We start from the raw sequence: 18,095 nt of genomic DNA on the forward strand, positions 1-18,095 counted from the left end.
TCAGAAGTTGTATTGCAGATAGATTTCGCTGAAGTTGGCGCCGGGGTTCGGATGATCGATACCGGCATTCGACAGATGCTGGAAGCGGAACCCTGCCTGATACTGCTGATGATCGCCGAGCTGGGCGCCGACGCCGAGCATGTCGGCAAACTGGAAGGACGACGAGAAGGTGCGGTCTTCGGTCTCCCTCACATGCGAAAGCAGGCGCACGCCGACACCGCCTTCGATGTACGGGCGGATCCAGCCCGAGCTCTTGATGAAGCGGAACACCGGCGTCACGCCGAATTCCCAGATGTTCGGATGGGCGGCGTTGCTCTCCCGGATGTCCCAGTAAGCAGCGTGGGCCTCTCCCACGACGGTAAAGTGATATCCGTCGATCTCCCACCAGGTTAAACCTGGGTCCCAGACGAAGCCGAGATCGGCCTTTTTAATATCGTGATCGGCGACACCGCCGGCAATTTGCACCCCAAACTGATCGGCATGTGCCGCTGCTGAACCGATCGTTAGCGCGCAAAACAGCAGGGCGCGGACAAAATTACCTTGCACAGACGTTTGTTTTGATCGCATGGGATTTCCGACCACTTGAGTGACTTGTTTATTTGCGGAAGCTTTTTTTCTTAAGACACACGTGCAAGCGCCCTATGGCATCGCGCTGCAACCATTGCACGCTTTGCCACTGTACAAGCCTGCACTCGCACTAGCTGTGCAGCGGGACACACATGGAACGGCTTTGGTGTTTGAATGACGAACGGAATTTTAGAGCGATACAGGCGCGCGCAATGTTGGCCTGATGGCAAATGAGTTTGCTTGGTTCCGCAACGATCAGGGTGGAGCTGTCTCGAGGGTCCATTCGCATATTTGTCAGAGAATTGAATTCAATGAGGAGGCAAAGGCAGCCTCAAGATGGGATGGCATGAGTCGCCTTCCGCATCTTCAGGCACCGTGCCGCCCTTATGGTTTTGCGATTTGTTTGCAGTCTATCCGACCTGCGAAGATTGTGCAGTGAAGGAGCGTATTACTGTGCCGACGCCGCACGCGCCTGGCCAAGCTCGATCGCTGGCACGATCATCACCGAGACAACGGAAAAGAATGAGATCACCAGGATGGACGCGAAGGTCAGGTGCAGCGATTGATGCAGGGCTAGCCGCACGGCCGCGCCGCTCGCGGTGCTCCCTGGCTCCGCATCCAGAATCTGTCGTAGCTGATCCGCGGTCACCGCAGCGATTCCCGAGGAATGAGCGAGCCCGTAGTTCAGCACCGCACCGAACATGGCGGCGCCCAGCGTGCTGCCCAGATTGCGCGAGAACAGATTGGATGCGGTGGCGCTGCCGCGCTCGGACGGCTTGACGATTTCCTGAATCAGGATCAGCGAACTGACGCTGACGATCCCCATGCCGAAGCCCATCACGAGGGAACCGACACCGGCGAGGACCGGGCTGCTTTCCGGCGACAGCATGGCGAAGAACACGGCGCCAATCGGCAGGAACACGCTGCCGCCGATCAGCGTGCGCCGCAGTCCGAGCAGATGGAAGGAGCGGGCGGCGAGGGTCGCGCCGCTCGGCCAGCCCACCATCATCATCGTCAACGCGAGGCCGGCCACCACCGGCGAGCGGCCCAGCACGCCCTGGACATACATGGGCAGAAAACTGGTCAAGCCCATCAGCGCCATACCCGACAGCACGGTAGCGACGTTGCACGCGGCGATCGGCCGGTGGCCCCACAGCGCGAACGAAATCATCGGATCGGCGGCGCGGCGCTCCTGCAGTACGAACAGGACGGCGCAGGCCACGAACAGCGCAAATTCAAACGCGACGAGCGCGTTACTGGAGGTGCCGGCGTCGGTGAGCGCCATCATGAGCGCGCCGATCGATACGGTGAAGAGAGTCGCGCCGGCGATATCGATTGACGGGCGTTCGCGCTTTTCGTGTTCGTGCAGAAACGCGATAAAGCCGGCCGCGGAAGCGAGGCCGATGGGAACGTTGATCCAGAAGATCCACGCCCACGACAGGTCGCGGATCAAGAGGCCGCCCGCCATCGGGCCGACCACGGCCGCGATGGCCCACACGCTTGCGAGGTAGCCCTGAATCTTGCCGCGTTCGCGCGCGGGGTACAGGTCGCCGACGATCGTCAGCGTGACCGGCTGGATGGCGCCGGCGCCGACCCCCTGGATCAGGCGAAACACGATCATCGCCGGCATGGACCAGGCGAAGCCGGCGAGCACCGAGCCCACCAGAAAGATCGCAATGCCGATGAGGACGATGGGCTTGCGACCATACAGGTCCGCGAGCTTGCCAAACACGACGGTCATCGCGGTCTGCGCGAGCAGAAAGGAGGAGAAGACCCAACTGTAGAGACGCAGGCCGCCGAGTTGCGTCACGATCTGCGGCATGGCGGTGGACACGATGGTGGCTTCAATGGCGACCATCGCCATCGATGCCATGACCGCGGCGATTACGAGGGGTCGAACTGTCTTGGGGTGCTGTGACATGCCGTCTATATAGAAGGAGAGAGGCCGTGCGGCTTCTGAAGGCCGCTCGAACGCGCAGCAGGGGACGATGTGGGCAGCGGTGTCAGCTTTCTGGAAGGCGCACACCGTGGCGGTGGCTCCATCACGACTGACACGCTACACAGTATTTGCTTAAGCGCGAGTACGGATGTTACCGCGTCATTGAGTGCGTTGCTTGCCCGCTGACAAGCGATCTCAGCCATAAGCGCGGTGCAATATCATGGTGCGACGCACCACAAAGTTGCACCAACTCAATTCATGTCGCGCCGCGAAGGCGCCTGGTCATTTAGCGGCCGGGTGCTGACGGTGCTGCAGAAAAGCTGCTTTTTCCGGTTTTATATCCGCGTTCGAAACCCCTTGCGCTCAGGGCGCTTAGCCTTATCCGGCGGACCTTTGCCTTTCGGTCGCAGCGCGCGGCTCTATCTGTCATTACGCTTTCAAAGCGATCTCCCGCCGCCCCATGGCATACCTATTGCATTGCAACGCACCGGGGCCAACGGCGGCCTCAGCGTATTGAAACTTGAAGGGCCGCTTGTCTGAAGTTCGAGCGACCCACAGGGACAACGGCGTCCCGAGTATCCAGAAGCCCACCGAGCAATCGGTGCGCGTGCTGGGTACTCGGGACGCTTTTTTTTGCGCTTCGTTTAGCGCTCCACGGGTTGGCACGCCCGTGCCGATCGCGCTCTTCAATAGCCTTCATCCTGCGAGAGAGACCCATGAAACATCTATTGAATTCGCTGACAAGCGGCAACTGGCGTGCATTGTTAGCGTGCTTTCTGTACTTCGATACCGGGTTCACCGTGTGGGTGATGTTCGGCCCGCTCGCCCCGTTCATTCACAAAGACATCGCGATGTCGCCCGCGGAACTGGGCTTCCTCGTCGCGGTGCCGGTGCTCGGTGCGGCGATCCTGCGCGTGACCCTCGGCAATCTGTACCAGGCTTACGACGGCCGCCGCATTGCCTTGCTCGGCGTGGCGCTGTCGGCACTACCGTCAGTTGTCATGCTGTTGTCGCCGACGCCGCCGTCGTATGTGATGCTGCTGGTGCTGGGCGTGTTCCTCGGCGTCGGCGGCGCAAGCTTTGCCGTGGCCTTGCCGATGGCCGGCAGCAACTATCCGCCGAAAGTGCAAGGGCTGGTGCTCGGCCTCGCCGCTGCCGGCAATATTGGCGCGGTGCTCGACGGCTTCCTGTTCCCGAGTATCGCGGACCAGTTCGGCTGGGCCAAAGCCGCGGGCGCCGCGCTGCCGTTGCTGGCATTGGCCGCAGTCGCATTGTTCTTCTGGGCGAAGGACCTCGGACCCAAATCGGGCAGCGCACCGCGCGCTTTGCGCAGCTTCTGCATTACGTTAGGCGGACTGATCGTGTTGGTGCTGGCCGTGCATGCGGGTGTCTTCGGCGGCGGCAAAACGGGGGTGCTGTTGTTGCCTGTGCTGGGCGCGCTGCTTGCCATCGCGGTATTGCCGAAGCACTACCGCAGCGTGCTGGCCGAAAGCGATACGTGGGTGGTGATGCTCGTCTACAGCATCACGTTCGGCGGCTTTGTCGGCATGTCCTCGTACGTGACGACGCTGCTGGTGTCGCTGTACCAGTTGCCCAAGCTCGAAGCGGGTCTGTTCATGTCGCTGCTTGCGTTCACCGGCGCGCTGGTGCGTCCGGTTGGCGGCTTGATCGCCGACCGCATTTCGGGCGTGCGCGCGCTGGTGTTGCTGCTTGCCGGCATCTCGCTGTGCGACTTCGCCTTCGCCGCGTGGATGCCGCCGCTGCCGGCCGGCATTGCGCTGCTGGTCGCCACCTATCTGTGCTTTGGACTCGGCAATGGCGCTACGTTCCAGCTCGTGCCGCAACGCTGGAAAGGCAAAACCGGCCTGATGTCGGGGATCATCGGCGCGGCCGGCGGCATCGGCGGCTTCTATCTGCCCGTCATCATGGGCATGGCCAAGGAAAGCACCGGCAGTTATCAGATGGGCTTTGCGACGTTCGGCGTGCTGTCGGCGCTCGCTTTCGCATTGGTCGCGCTGCATCGTGCGCGCTGGCTCAAATGGGCGCTGCCGGCTGAGAGTCTGGTTGTTGTGAGCCCGATGTCGGCTGGGGGTGTGCGGGTGGACAGCGGGGTGTGATGTGCGCGGCAAGCGCGCAGGACGGCTTCGTTTGTGAAAGAGGCCCGCGTCGTCGGATGACGCGGGCCTTAGTTGCTCACCAGGCAGAAGTAGCGCTGCTGCGTGACCCTTCAACTTACGCGTAACGGCGCCCGTGCTCAGAAACGGTAGACGACGCATCGGGCTGGTGCGGGCCACGTGTCTGTTCCCCACTCACCACCGCCTCGCCAATCGCATTACCAACCAGGATCACCGCAGGGCTGCCAAGGCCGGCCTCACGCGCAGTGACGGCAAGCGTTGCGAGCGTCGCCAGTACGCGGCGCTCATCGGACGTGCCGGCGGATTGCACCACCGCAGCGGGCGTGCCGGCGGGCAGCGACTCCAGCAGTGCAGCGCAAATGCTGTCGATGCGGGTCATGCCCATATAGATAGCGAGCGTTGTTCCAGTAGCGGCGAGCGCGGCCCAGTTGGGTTCGCTGTGGTCACGCAGGTGTGCCGTGATGAACGTCACCCCTTGGCAGTGGTCGCGATGCGTGAGCGAAATCCCGAGGCCCGCCGCCGCCGCGAAGCCCGATGAAATACCGTTCACGATCTCGAACGGAATCTGCGCGCGCCGCAACTCGGTCAACTCTTCGCCGGCGCGGCCGAACAGCAGGGCGTCGCCGCCTTTCACCCGCACCACGTGCCGTCCCGCGCGTGCGTAGCGCAAAGTCAGCCGCTGAATAAATGCTTGCGGTGTCGACTTGCAGCCACCGCGCTTGCCGACCCGGATGACATGCGCCTGCGGCGCCAGCGTCAAGATCTCGGGGTTGACGAGGTCGTCGAGCAGCACGACGTCCGCGGTCGCCAAGAGCCTTGCAGCCCGGATGGTAAGCAGATCGAGCTCGCCTGGACCCGCACTGAGTAAGGTGACCTTGCCGGTTGCCATGATGATGATGTCCTTGATCAGCTATGCAGCTGTTGCCGTGTTCAGGACCGTGCGGTTCGCCAAATACAAACGGCGTCCGCTCGTCGTGTGGAACGAGGGGACGCCGTTGTCCTGATGTTGCCTGTATGAGTGCGACGCGTGAGCTTAAAGTCCCTCGGGTCGCTTGATTCCGTGCGCCGACATCGTTGCCGCGCATTCTATTAAACGCAATATCCAGGCCAGATTGCAGTTGCGCACGTTGGGACTGCGACGATGCCGTGAATCGCAGACGAAACCGGCAGCGTCCACGAAACGCGCTGCACGGATGAAGTGCTGCACCGCACCACAGTTGTGCTAAGCCGCATCAAAATGCGTCGCTGAGCGGTGCGCGGGGTCATTCGCGGAAATTGGCGAGACGCCCGCCGCAAGGGCCGCCGCGTTGGATTGCACCACATGGCATGGCCTTTGCGTAAGTCTGCCCGGCGGATCAACGATGATCCGGCCAGTATTGCAGCAAAAGTCAATCCTTGATCACGGGCTTTTGGACAACGGCGTCCCCCGAATTCAGTCGCTTTGGCGACTGGATCCGCGGGACGCCTTTTTATTTGCCGGACGAAAATCATGTCGCGAATCGAGCTGGAAACGGATGAAACCTCTGCCATGAACGTGGTGGTCATCGGTCATGGGATGGTGGGTCACAAGCTCCTCGAATGCCTTGTGGACGAAGCGAAGTCGGCGTTGCACATCACCGTGCTGTGCGAAGAGCCGCGTCCCGCTTATGACCGCGTGCATCTGTCCGAATTCTTTTCCGGCAAATCCGCAGACGACCTGTCGCTCGTGAAGCCGGGCTTCTTCGAGCGCGAGAACGTGCTGCTCAAGCTCAACGCGAAGGCGCTGTCGATCGACCGCGCGGCGCGCACGGTGCGCATCTCGACCGGCGAGACCCTTTCCTACGACAAGCTGGTGCTCGCCACCGGTTCGTCGCCATTCGTGCCGCCGATCGCAGGCAACGATCGTCAGGACTGCTTCGTCTACCGCACGATTGAAGACCTCGAAGCGATGCAAGCCTGCGGGGTGCGCGCGAAAACCGGCGTGGTGGTAGGCGGCGGGCTGCTGGGGCTCGAATGCGCGAAGGCACTGCGCGACATGGGACTGGCCGCACATGTCGTCGAATTTGCGCCGCGCCTGATGGCGGTGCAGGTCGATGAAGGCGGTGGGCGGGTTCTGCGCAGCAAGATCGAAGAACTTGGCGTGCAGGTTCACACCGGCAAACAGACGCTCGAAATCGTCGATGGCGAGGCGGGTACGCACCGCATGCAGTTCGCCGACGGCACGCATCTCGACACCGACATGATCGTGTTTTCCGCGGGCATCCGGCCGCGTGACGAGATTGCCCGTGCCTGTGGGCTCGAACTGGGCCCGCGTGGCGGCATTGCGATCGACGATACCTGCCGCACCAGCGACCCCGACATCTACGCGATCGGCGAATGCGCGGCGTGGAACGGCATGGTGTATGGACTCGTCGCACCGGGCTACGAGATGGCGCGGATCACGGCGAAGCAATTGCTCGGCGACGAGGCGGGTTTTGCCGGCGCCGACATGAGCACCAAGCTCAAGCTGATGGGCGTGGATGTGGCGAGCATCGGCGATGCGCACGGCAAGACACCGGGCAGTCGCACATACCAGTTCAGCGACGAGCGCAAGCAGGTCTACAAGAAGCTGGTGGTCTCCGAGTGCGGCAAGCAGTTGCTCGGCGCAGTGATGGTGGGCGATGCAGCGGAATACGGCACGCTGCTGCAGATGATGTTGAACCGCATCGAACTGCCTGAAGCGCCGGAGTTTCTGATCCTGCCGTCGAGCGACGGCCAGGCTAAACCGGGACTCGGCGTCGACGCATTGCCCGAGAGCGCCCAAATCTGCTCGTGCAACAACGTCTCCAAAGGCGAAATCTGCGCAGCGGTGTGCGCGGGCGCGACCAGCATCGGGGCGCTGAAGACGGCAACCTGCGCCGGCACCTCGTGCGGCGGCTGCGTGCCGCTTGTCACCCAGGTGATGGAGGCCGAAATGAAGAAGCAGGGCATGGCGGTCAACAACCACGTCTGCGAACACTTCCCGTACTCGCGCCAGGAACTGCATCACATGGTGCGCGTAGAGGGTATCAAGACCTTTGGCGCGCTGCTCGAAAAGCATGGCCACGGCCTCGGCTGTGACATCTGCAAACCGACCGTCGCCAACATCCTCGCCTCGTGCTGGAACGAGTTCGTGCTGAAAAAGGAGCACGCCAGCCTGCAGGATTCGAACGACTACTACCTCGCCAACATCCAGCGTGACGGCACCTATTCAGTAGTGCCGCGCATGCCCGGCGGCGAGGTGACGCCGGAGGGGCTGATTGCCGTCGGCCAGGTCGCAAAGAAGTACGGCCTCTATACGAAGATCACCGGCGGCCAGCGTGTCGACCTGTTCGGCGCCCGCGTCGACCAGTTGCCGCTGATCTGGGAAGAACTGATCGCGGCCGGTTTCGAATCGGGCCACGCCTACGGCAAGTCGCTGCGCACGGTGAAGTCGTGCGTGGGCTCGACGTGGTGCCGCTATGGCGTGGGCGACTCGGTTGGGCTCGCTGTTGAGATGGAGAACCGCTACAAGGGTCTGCGCTCGCCGCACAAGATCAAGTTCGGCGTTTCGGGCTGCACTCGCGAATGCGCCGAAGCCCAAGGCAAAGACGTCGGCATTATCGCCACCGAAAAAGGCTGGAATCTCTATGTATGCGGCAACGGCGGAATGAGGCCGCGCCACGCCGAACTGCTCGCGGCGGATCTCGATCGCGAGACGCTGGTGCGCTACATCGACCGTTTCCTGATGTTTTATGTCCGCACGGCCGACCGACTGCAACGCACCAGCGTCTGGCGCGACAACCTCGAGGGCGGCCTCGACTACCTGATCGACGTTGTTGTGCACGACAAATTGGGACTCGGCGCGGAGCTGGAAGCGGCAATGCGCAACGTAGTCGATACCTATGAATGCGAGTGGAAGAAGGCTGTGACCGATCGCGAGACCCGCAAGCGCTTCCGTCATTTCGTCAACAGCGACAAGGTCGATGAAAACGTCACCTTCGTCGAGGAGCGTGGACAGATTCGTCCGGCAACGCCAGCCGAACGCGAGGCGGCAAAGCCGTTCCCGGTTCCGGTGGTCGTTGAGACTGTTTGAAAGCGCGATCCGAAGCCACGATCCAAAGCCACTGTCACTCACTCCAGGAAACCCATCATGAGTCACGATCGAAATCCGCTTAACTGGGTGCCAATTTGCGCGCTCGACGACATCGTCCCCAACACAGGCGTTTGCGCGCTCGTCGAAGGCAAACAGGTGGCCGTGTTCAATGTCGCGCAAGGCGAGGGCGGCGTATATGCAATCGACAATTACGACCCCTGTTCGCAGGCTGCGGTGCTTTCGCGCGGATTGATCGGCAGCCTCGGCGAGCGCATCGTGGTGGCCTCGCCGATCTACAAGCAGCATTTCGATCTGCGCACCGGCGAGTGTCTTGAAGCGCCTGAACATTCGGTCAGCGCGTTCGCGGCACAGGTCAAGGACGGCCAGGTCTGGGTCGCGGTATAAGAAGGTCGTGCACGTGATGAGCAGCGCAAGCGTCAAGACGGTGTGCCCCTACTGCGGCGTTGGCTGCGGCATGGTCCTGCAGGTGGAGGACGGCCAGGTCGTCAAAATCTCCGGCGACAAGGAACATCCTGCCAACTTTGGACGGCTTTGCACCAAAGGCTCGTCGGCCCACGTCGCGCTGCGCAAGTCCGGACGTCTCGAGAACGCTTTCGAGCGCAGCGACCGCAATGGCGACCCGATCCCGCTGCCGCTCGACCAGGTGATCGCCGACACGGGCCGCCGCTTGCGCACGCTGCTCGACACGCATGGCCCCGATGCGTTGTCGTTCTACGTGTCGGGCCAGATGTCGATCGAGGCACAGTACCTCGTCAACAAGCTCGCCAAGGGCTTCGTCAGTACCAACAATATCGAATCGAACTCGCGGCTGTGCATGGCGAGCGCCGGCAGCGGCTACAAGCTCTCGCTGGGCGCCGACGGGCCGCCGGGCTCGTATCAGGATTTCGACAAGGCCGATCTGTTCTTCGTGATCGGCGCCAACATGGCGGATTGCCACCCGATCCTGTATCTGCGCATGATGGAGCGCGTCAAGGCCGGCGCCAAACTGATCGTGGTCGATCCGCGCCGCAATACGACGGCGGACAAGGCAAGCCTTTTCCTGCAGATCAAGCCGGGTACGGACCTGGCACTCCTGAACGGTCTGCTGCATCTGCTGCATCAGAACGGTCAAACGAACAGTGACTTTATCGCTGCATTCACGGAAGGCTGGGACGACATGCCGGCCTTCCTTGCGGATTACACGCCAGAAAAGGTGGCTGCCATCACCGGCATCCCCGAGGCGGATATCCGCAAGGCCGCGCAATGGATCGGCGCCGCGCCAGAGTGGATGAGCTGCTGGACCATGGGTCTGAATCAGAGCACGCACGGCACCTGGAACACCAACGCCATCTGCAATCTGCATCTTGCAACGGGCAAGATCTGCCGCCCGGGTAGCGGACCGTTTTCGCTGACGGGCCAGCCGAATGCAATGGGTGGCCGCGAGATGGGTTACATGGGACCGGGCTTGCCTGGCCAGCGTTCGGTGCAGGTGGAGGAGGACCGTGTTTTCGTCGAGGACCTGTGGCGCGTTGCGCCGGGCACGCTCAAGACGGCGGTCGGGCAGGGCACCATCGATATGTTCTCGCGCATGGCGACAGGCGAGATCAAGGCGTGCTGGATTATCTGCACCAATCCGGTCGCCAGCGTCGCCAACCGGCAAAACGTGATTGCCGGATTGCAAGCCGCCGAACTGGTGATCGCGCAAGACGCCTTTCTCGACACTGAGACCAATCGCTATGCCGATGTCCTGCTGCCCGGCGCGCTGTGGGCCGAAGCGGAGGGCGTGATGATCAACTCCGAACGCAACATGACGCTGATGCAAAAGGCCATCGACCCGCCTGGCGCGGCGTTGCCCGACTGGCAGATCATCGCGCGGGTGGCCTGCGAAATGGGCTTTGCGGACGCCTTCAGTTATGCATCGGCGGATGAAGTGTTCGCGGAGATCACGCGTGCTTCGAATCCAAAGACCGGCTACGACCTGCGCGGCGCGAGCCATGCAAGGCTGCGCGAGACGCCGTTGCAGTGGCCTTGCGCGCCAGACGCAACGCATGACCGCAATCCGCTGCGCTATGTGAACGACGGCGTCAGCCAGACTCTCAAGGAGATGCCCGACGGCACCCGACCGGCGCTGGTCTTTCCGACCGCCAGCGGCAAGGCCGTGTTCTTCGCGCGGCCGCATACGGAACCGGCGGAAATGCCCGCGCCGGAATTTCCGATCGTGCTGAACACCGGCCGCTTGCAGCATCAATGGCACACGATGACCAAGACCGGCAAGATCCCGATGCTGAACAAGCTCAATCCCAAGCCATTCATCGAGATTCACCCGGAGGATGCGGCCGCGCTCGGCATCGAGGCAAGGGATCCTATAGAGGTGCGCTCGCGGCGCGGCCGCGCGGTGCTGCCTGCGGTGGTGACCGATCGCGTAAGCGCCGGTTCATGCTTTGCACCGATGCATTGGAACGACGTGTTTGGCGAAGACCTCTGCATCAACGCGGTGACCAACGACGCGGTCGATCCGATCTCGCAACAGCCGGAACTCAAGTTCTGCGCCGTGACGCTCACGCGGGTCGCGGCGGAACCGCTCGCCACGATGGCCGACTCTGATCACTCTGACGCCATCCCCTCCGGCACTGAAACCGCGGCCCCGTTGCTCGCGGTCGATGCCGGTTCGATCAAGGAAAGGGACATGTCCCGTATCGACGCCCTCGTCCAGTTACTCGGTTTGCCGGAAGTGCCCGCGCCGCAGCTCGACGACGCTCAACGTGCCTATGTATCCGGCTTTATCGGCGGCCTGCGGGCAAGCCAACGCGGCCAGGCGGACGGCGTACCCATGCTGCCGGCCAGCGCGCCGCTGCCGTCCGCCACACGGCTCTGGTTCGACGGGATGCTCGCCGGTCTCTACAGCCGTGCCGATACGGGCGCGCCGTCGCTGGGCGGCGGCCCGCTCGCCGTGTCCGATGCGGCGGCATCTTCATCCGCCGTGCGGATTGCACGGGCGCGGCCGAAAGTACTGCTGCTGTGGGCATCGCAAACCGGCAACATCGAATCGCTGACGGAGCGCTATGCCACGCAATTGATGGAGTCGGGCTTTGAGATTCGCACGACCTGTATGGCGGATTACGACGTTGGGGCGCTCACCAAGGCCCAATACGTGCTGCTGATGTCGAGCACCTTTGGTGATGGCGACGCTCCCGACAATGGAGAGAGCTTCTGGAGCGCGCTGAAGGCGGATAACGCACCGCGCCTCGATAACCTGCGCTACGCGGTGCTGGCCTTTGGTGACCGCAACTACGACGCATTTTGCGGTCACGGCCGCGCACTGGATACGCGTCTCGCGGAGCAGGGCGCGCTGCGCCTGCTGCCGCGGGTCGACTGCGATGCGGAGTTTCAACCCGCAGCCGACGCATGGCTCGAGCGGATCGTCGCGCGTATCAAGGAGGAAGATGCCGCGCTCCATGACGTGCCCGCGGACGGCATGATCCCGTCGGTTTTGCCCGGTGCGCTGGCGACCAAAGCGCATCCCGCGGCTTCGAGGCTCGTGATGAACTTGCGGCTCAACAAGGCGGGTGCGTCGAAGGATACGCGTTACTTCTCCTTGTCGACCGGAGACTCGGGCCTCGAATACGAGGTGGGTGACGCGCTGGGCGTATGGCCGAGCAACTGCCCGGAACTGGTCGATGAACTGATCGGCTTGAGCGGGCTCGCCGCGGATACGGCGGTGAATGTCAATGGCGTCGGCGACATGTGCCTCGCCGATGCACTCGGCAAGCACTACGAAATTGCCCGTCCCAGTCCCGAAGCGCTGGCGTTTATTGCCTCGCGTGATCGGAGCGGCGCACTCGGCGCCTTGCTCGCCGAGGACCGCAAGACGGATCTGAAGAAATGGTTGTGGGGCCAACAATTGGCTGACGTACTGCACGAGTTTCCGGTGGCGTTGACGGCGCCGGAGTTGCTCGGCATGCTCAAGCGCCTGCAGCCGCGGCTTTACTCGATTGCGTCGAGCCCGAAGGCGCACGCGGGTGAAGTCCACCTGACCGTTTCTGCCGTTCGCTACAACAACGGCCGGCGCCAGCGCAAAGGCGTCTCGTCCACCTTCCTAGCGGATCGCGCCGGCGATGTCAGTGTGCCGGTATACGTGCAAAAGTCCGCGCATTTCCGGCCGCCGCGCAACGGCGACACGCCGATGATCATGGTGGGACCCGGCACCGGCGTCGCGCCGTTCCGCGGCTTCCTGCACGAACGGCTCGCCCGTGGCGATACAGGCCGTAACTGGCTGTTCTTTGGCGAGCAGCATTGCGCAACGGACTTCTATTACGGCGATGAGCTGGAAACGATGCGCGCGAAGGGGCTGCTGAACCGGCTCGATCTGGCCTTCTCACGCGACCAGAGCGAGAAAATTTACGTGCAGGACCGGATGCGCGAACATGGCGCGCAACTGTGGGCGTGGCTCGAGTCCGGGGCACATTTCTATGTCTGCGGCGATGCCAGCCGGATGGCAAAAGACGTCGACGCGGTCTTGAAGACGGTGGTGGCCGGCCACGGCGGCATGAGTGACGAGAAGGCGCTCGAGTATGTCAACCGGCTCGCCCGCGAAAAGCGCTACGTGCGGGATGTTTATTGAAGCGTGGCGCTTGGGGCGTGATGTGGTGCGGCTTGGCGTTGCGCTGCGCTCGCCTCGCCAAAGCTTAAAGTCTGGAGTCTGGGGAGAGAAAACTCTGCAGTTCTGCACGTACCTGTGCAAGTACGCTGTCCCAATCGCCCGCCACCGGCTGCCGAAAAATCTTCATTGTTGGGTACCACGGACTGTCGTCCCGCTCGGTCATCCAGCGCCAGCATGTATCGAAGCGGTTGAGCAGCCACACCGGCTTGCCGAGCGCGCCCGCCAGATGCGCCACGGAGGTGTCGACCGAGATCACCAGGTCGAGCTGATCGACTAACGCGGCTGTGTCCTCGAAGTCGTGCAAATCGGCAGTAAGGTCCTGGATGGCGGGTCCGTCCCAGCGCGCTTCTTCGAGCGTCCTTAACTGCGACACCGCCGGCTCGCCTTTCTGCAGACTAACGAACGCCGCACCTGGCAGGTTCAAAGCGGCGAACTGCGCCAGATGAATCGACCTGCGGACATCGACCGGTCGCTGGACCGCGCGCGAACTGTGCGGAGCGCCTGCCCACGCCAGACCGACGCGAGGCGCTTGTCTCGCGCCAAGGCGCTGTTGCCACGCCAGCGCCTTGTGCGCAGAGGGCCACACGTACCGCGGCGCAAACGGCACCGTATCGACGGTGGTTCCGAACGCCAACGGCAGGCTCATGAACGGGCAGTGAACGTCGAACTCGGGCAGGGCCTCGCCTTGCGCGACGACCTGAGCGACGCCGCTCATCGTCCTGAGTAGCGGCGCCAGCGGCGCCTGGACCTGCACGATCAGCGTTGCGCCGAGTTCTGAAACCATCGGCAGAAAGCGGCAAAACTGCAGGCTGTCGCCAAGCCCCTGTTCGGCGTGCACGAGGATCCGCTTGCCGCGCAGCGATTCTTTGCCCAGCCACAGAGGTTTGTCCGAAATCAGTTCGGATGACTTGAGTTGCTCCGTCTGCCAGCGCCATTCATATTCCGGCCATCCCTCGCCGTAGTTTCCCAGCGTGAGATCACAGAGCGCATGATTGAAATGGGCAGCCACGTGGTGGGGCGAAAGAGCGATAGCCGCGTCGTAGTGGCCAAGCGCATCCGTATGCTGCCCCAATGCTTCCAACGCCATGCCGCGATTGCAGTGGGCGTCCGCGTGCAAGGGATTGAGGCGTGTCGCAATGGCAAAATCCGCCAACGCCTCATGATGCTTGCCCCAAAAGTGCTGCAACAAGCCACGGTTGTTGTAGATGTCTGCGTGATGCGGTTCGAGGGAGATCGCGGTGTCGTACGAGGCTAGCGAGGCCTCGTACTGTCCGGTGGCGCGCAATGCGTCAGCACGTCCCCAATGCGAAGGTCCGTGGTCCGGCATGAGCCGGATCGCTTCGTCGTGGCTCGCGACAGCGTCCTGATAGCGGCCCGTCGCAAACAGCGACAACCCGAAGTTGAAGTGAGCGAGCCCATAGTCTGGCTGGAGTCCAATGGCCCGCTGAAAGCAGGCCATCGCGAGCGGGTGATCACCCAATGCCTTGATAGCGAGACCCCGGTTGTTATGAAACGAGGCTTTGGACGGATTCAGTTCGAGCGCCTTATCGTAGTCCTTCAGCGCACGCTCATGCTGACCCAGTGCGTGGCAGGCATTGCCCCGGTTGTTCATGGCATCTGCATGGTTAGGCCTGTGCCTTAGCACCTCGTCATAGCTCGCTGCGGCAGCCTCGTACTGCTTCACCATTTGCTGCGCTTCACCGCGCAGAAAATACGCTTCCATGAGTTCGCCGTTCTCCGCGATGGCCCGGTTGATCCATTCGATCGATTCGTGCGGCTGCTTTGCCCGCAGGGCGATAAACGCCAGCAATAGCAACACTTCGCAGGATTGGGGCGCGAGTTGCAATGCCGCAAGGCAGACTTCGCGCGCCTGCGCGGCCTGTCCGGCTTGAAACAGCGTCGCGCCTTGCAGCGTAAGTTGGTGCGCTTGCGCGGCGTTTTCAGTCGGGGAGGGAGTCATGCATAGCCGGTTCGGGATCACGCCTGCAAGTATACGGCTTGGCGACCTGGGGCGATGCTCCCGCTCCTTTTGCCGGACTGGTTTGCTATGCGATCGGCATGGCTCACGTTCACTCAGGCAGTTTGCTCTGCGCCGAATTCCGGCTATTCTGCTTGGGGTTGTCCCACACGATTTTCCTTACGGACGGAGAGCATCAAGTGACATCAACCGCTGCGGACATTCCGCTCATTCCTCGCGCGCATCTGTTTGGCAATCCGGAACGCACGTCGGTGCATATCAGTCCGGATGGCCGGTTTCTGTCATGGCTTGCGCCCGTCAATGGCGTATTGAATATCTGGGTCACGCCCATCGACGACCTGACGCGCGCCCGGGCGGTCACGAGCGATACGAAGCGCGGCATCTTCGTTCATGGTTGGACGTACGAAGGCCAGCTTTTCTATCAGCAGGATGTCGACGGCAACGAAGATTTCCACCTCTACGTGGTCGACCTGGACACAGGCGCCGCGCGCAATCTGACGCCTTTCAAAGGGGTGACAGTGCACGTCGAGCGCGTCAGCAAAATCGCGCGTGACCGCATTCTCGTGGCCATGAACCAGCGCGACCCGAAGTATTTCGATCTGCACACGCTGAACCTCGCAACCGGCGAACTCGTGCTCGTTGAACAGAACACGGATTTTGCGGGCTTTATCACGGACAGGCACTACCGGACGCACTTCGCCACGCGCACGGCAAGTGACGGCACGAACGAGGTGTTCAAGCGCAACGCGGAAGGCGCGTGGACCGAATGGACCAGCTTTACGCCAGAAGATGCGTGGACGTCCGGACCGCGCCACCTGAACGGTGACAGCACCGCGTTATTCATGTTCGATAGCCGCGGCCGCGATACGGCGGCATTGACGCGGATCGATCTCGCCAGCGGCGCGACCCAGCTAGTGGCGGCGAATCCGCGTGTCGATCTGTTCGACTTCATTCTGGATGCCGATACGCTCGAGCCGGTTGCCTATTCCCTCGACGCGGAGCGCCGGGAGTATGTTGCGCTCACAACGGAAATCCAACGCGACCTCGATTTCCTGAACGGCAAGGAAGTGGGCGATTGGCACATTGGAGGTCGCACGGAGGACGAACGGCTGTGGATCATCAACGCCGATTCGGATCTGCGTCCGGCGACGACTTATCTTTACGATCGCGAGCAGCAAACGCTGCGCACCTTGTTCGAGCATCGCCCCGAGTTGAACGGGGCGCCGCTCGTGCCCATGCAGCCTGTGGTGATCCGCTCGCGGGACGGCTTCGAGCTGATCTCTTATCTCACGCGCCCCGCAGGCGCGAACCAGCCGGGGCCGCTCGCGTTGACGGTTCATGGCGGCCCGTGGGGACGCGACGGCTTCGGCTTCAATGCCGACCATCAATGGCTGGCGAACCGCGGCTACAGCGTGCTGAGCGTCAATTTCCGCGGCTCGATGGGCTTCGGCAAGAAGTTCGTCAATGCCGGCGACGGCGAATGGGGCCGCCGTATGGACGACGACCTGCTCGACGCCGTGGCCTGGGCCGTTGACAACGGCATCGCGGACCCAGCGCGGATCGCAATCATGGGCGGCAGCTACGGCGGCTATGCAGTACTCGCCGGTATGACGCGCAACCCCGAGCTCTATGCATGCGGGGTGGCAATCGTCGGACCGTCGAATCTGGAAACGCTGCTGGCAAGCATTCCGCCTTACTGGGAGTCGTTTCGTACGCAACTCGTCCGCGCCATTGGCGATCCCTCGACCGAGGAGGGACGGGCCCTGCTGCGCGAGCGCTCGCCCGTGCATCTCGCCGACCGTATCCGCCGGCCGCTCCTGATCGGTCAGGGCGCGAACGATCCGCGCGTCAAACGGGCCGAGAGCGATCAGATGGCCGATGCGATGAAGGTGAACGGCATCCCCGTGACCTACGTCCTGTATCCGGACGAAGGGCATGGTTTTGCGCGCCCGGAAAACAGCATCTCGTTCAACGCGATTACCGAGGCGTTTCTCGAACGGCATCTCGGCGGCCGGGCCGAACCGATGCGGGAAACCGAATGGAACGGTTCGACCGCCGAGATCCTGGAAGGGGCGGACCTGCTCGATTTACCGGCGCGGCACGCAGAGTAGGGCGTACCAGGACGTCTCCCGCGGGGCTCCGATCAGCATGTTGCGGTAGCCCCGCTTACGACCCGAAGAACGGTGTGCAGAAATCCGGGGGCCCGACGCAGTCGCCAGGGCCGTTAGGAGAACCGTGCAACGAGGCGCATCCGGCCAGCGTCGCCCCCACGGCGACGCACGCGGCGAGCCGTACCATTCGCGAGAATAAAGTCCGAAGTTTCATGATTTCAGATAGTTCGACAAAGACGTGAAAGCGAATCAGCGCAGCGCTGCAAGGCAGGATTGCACGCCACCGCACGAAGGGTTAAAGCAACAGTTCAAGCCGCCTCAGTGGTGCGCATACAAGGTGCGGTTCAGGGTCGCTAGCTGTCCGTCCTGTTCGGCGTGCACCAGCTCCTGATAAACCTCGGCGCGGGTTTTTCCCGCGCTGGGCTGGTCATACGGCGGCACCGACTGACTCTGGGTTTGTTGAGGCTGCTGCGCGGTCGTCGCAGCATCGTTCATACTGGGATTGGACTGGGCGAAGGCCGCGCTACTCACCAGGATTCCGGCAAGTGCGGCGAGTGTCATGCGTTTCATCAATTCATCTCCATGCGTGTGTGGCCTGAAACAACCGGCGCGAGGGCTTGGGTTGTCCGCTGG

The 18,095-nt window shown here is 62.5% G+C and carries 11 protein-coding genes; 6 read left to right on the plus strand and 5 right to left on the minus strand.

What is annotated here, in order from left to right:
- Together P3T40_RS29910 and P3T40_RS29915 are read right to left on the minus strand one after the other, a co-directional pair.
- Complete coding sequence (locus tag P3T40_RS29910) at positions 1-567, minus strand: acyloxyacyl hydrolase (RefSeq protein ID WP_429271317.1); 567 nt, start codon at positions 565-567, stop codon at positions 1-3.
- A gap of 448 nt (positions 568-1,015) precedes the next feature.
- Complete coding sequence (locus P3T40_RS29915) at positions 1,016-2,488, minus strand: MDR family MFS transporter (RefSeq protein ID WP_429271318.1); 1,473 nt, start codon at positions 2,486-2,488, stop codon at positions 1,016-1,018.
- Between the two features lie 276 nt (positions 2,489-2,764).
- On the opposite strand from P3T40_RS29915, the gene P3T40_RS29920 reads away from it, so the two are divergent.
- Positions 2,765-3,046, plus strand: coding sequence for a hypothetical protein (locus P3T40_RS29920; RefSeq protein ID WP_429271319.1), 282 nt, complete (start codon positions 2,765-2,767; stop codon positions 3,044-3,046).
- A gap of 176 nt (positions 3,047-3,222) precedes the next feature.
- Positions 3,223-4,623, plus strand: a complete 1,401-nt coding sequence (locus tag P3T40_RS29925) for an MFS transporter (protein ID WP_429271320.1) — start codon at positions 3,223-3,225, stop codon at positions 4,621-4,623.
- 115 nt (positions 4,624-4,738) lie between these two features.
- Here the strand turns inward: P3T40_RS29925 and cobA are convergent, their stop codons facing one another.
- Positions 4,739-5,530 carry a uroporphyrinogen-III C-methyltransferase gene (gene cobA, locus P3T40_RS29930; protein ID WP_429271321.1) on the minus strand — a complete coding sequence of 264 codons (792 nt, stop codon included), beginning with the start codon at positions 5,528-5,530 and terminating at the stop codon, positions 4,739-4,741.
- Between the two features lie 639 nt (positions 5,531-6,169).
- Here cobA and nirB point away from each other — a divergent pair.
- The 3 genes from nirB to P3T40_RS29945 are packed head-to-tail and all read left to right on the plus strand — an operon-like array spanning position 6,170 to position 13,334.
- Positions 6,170-8,713 carry a nitrite reductase large subunit NirB gene (gene nirB / locus P3T40_RS29935; RefSeq protein WP_429271387.1) on the plus strand — a complete coding sequence of 848 codons (2,544 nt, stop codon included), beginning with the start codon at positions 6,170-6,172 and terminating at the stop codon, positions 8,711-8,713.
- A gap of 57 nt (positions 8,714-8,770) precedes the next feature.
- A complete protein-coding gene (gene nirD / locus P3T40_RS29940) occupies positions 8,771-9,118 on the plus strand; it encodes a nitrite reductase small subunit NirD (RefSeq protein ID WP_429271322.1) in 348 nt (115 codons plus the stop codon).
- Positions 9,119-9,134: 16 nt separating this feature from the next.
- The gene (locus P3T40_RS29945; protein WP_429271323.1) at positions 9,135-13,334 is read left to right on the plus strand and encodes a molybdopterin-dependent oxidoreductase; all 4,200 of its coding nucleotides are present in this window, start codon (positions 9,135-9,137) and stop codon (positions 13,332-13,334) included.
- Positions 13,335-13,398: 64 nt separating this feature from the next.
- Here the strand turns inward: P3T40_RS29945 and P3T40_RS29950 are convergent, their stop codons facing one another.
- On the minus strand, positions 13,399-15,333 hold the full coding sequence (locus P3T40_RS29950; RefSeq protein ID WP_429271324.1) for a tetratricopeptide repeat protein: 1,935 nt from the start codon (positions 15,331-15,333) through the stop codon (positions 13,399-13,401).
- A 197-nt stretch (positions 15,334-15,530) separates the two neighbouring features.
- Between P3T40_RS29950 and P3T40_RS29955 the strand changes: the two genes are divergently transcribed.
- The gene (locus P3T40_RS29955; RefSeq protein ID WP_429271325.1) at positions 15,531-17,462 is read left to right on the plus strand and encodes a S9 family peptidase; all 1,932 of its coding nucleotides are present in this window, start codon (positions 15,531-15,533) and stop codon (positions 17,460-17,462) included.
- A 318-nt stretch (positions 17,463-17,780) separates the two neighbouring features.
- Here P3T40_RS29955 and P3T40_RS29960 read toward each other — a convergent pair whose 3' ends face one another.
- Positions 17,781-18,032: a DUF4148 domain-containing protein gene (locus P3T40_RS29960; RefSeq protein WP_429271326.1), complete on the minus strand. Its 252-nt coding sequence runs from the start codon at positions 18,030-18,032 to the stop codon at positions 17,781-17,783.
- Positions 18,033-18,095 lie beyond the last annotated feature (63 nt).

The sequence above is a fragment of the Paraburkholderia sp. EB58 genome, from assembly GCF_050436665.1.
Classification (GTDB): domain Bacteria; phylum Pseudomonadota; class Gammaproteobacteria; order Burkholderiales; family Burkholderiaceae; genus Paraburkholderia.

What these genes read in the sequence shown, in the direction of transcription:
- nirB (WP_429271387.1), top strand. Translation starts at nt 6,170, where the DNA reads ATGAACGTGGTGGTCATCGGTCATGGGATGGTGGGTCACAAGCTCCTC.
- P3T40_RS29950 (WP_429271324.1), bottom strand. Translation starts at nt 15,333, where the DNA reads ATGACTCCCTCCCCGACTGAAAACGCCGCGCAAGCGCACCAACTTACG.
- nirD (WP_429271322.1), top strand. Translation starts at nt 8,771, where the DNA reads ATGAGTCACGATCGAAATCCGCTTAACTGGGTGCCAATTTGCGCGCTC.
- P3T40_RS29910 (WP_429271317.1), bottom strand. Translation starts at nt 567, where the DNA reads ATGCGATCAAAACAAACGTCTGTGCAAGGTAATTTTGTCCGCGCCCTG.
- P3T40_RS29915 (WP_429271318.1), bottom strand. Translation starts at nt 2,488, where the DNA reads ATGTCACAGCACCCCAAGACAGTTCGACCCCTCGTAATCGCCGCGGTC.
- cobA (WP_429271321.1), bottom strand. Translation starts at nt 5,530, where the DNA reads ATGGCAACCGGCAAGGTCACCTTACTCAGTGCGGGTCCAGGCGAGCTC.
- P3T40_RS29925 (WP_429271320.1), top strand. Translation starts at nt 3,223, where the DNA reads ATGAAACATCTATTGAATTCGCTGACAAGCGGCAACTGGCGTGCATTG.
- P3T40_RS29945 (WP_429271323.1), top strand. Translation starts at nt 9,135, where the DNA reads ATGAGCAGCGCAAGCGTCAAGACGGTGTGCCCCTACTGCGGCGTTGGC.
- P3T40_RS29960 (WP_429271326.1), bottom strand. Translation starts at nt 18,032, where the DNA reads ATGAAACGCATGACACTCGCCGCACTTGCCGGAATCCTGGTGAGTAGC.
- P3T40_RS29920 (WP_429271319.1), top strand. Translation starts at nt 2,765, where the DNA reads ATGTCGCGCCGCGAAGGCGCCTGGTCATTTAGCGGCCGGGTGCTGACG.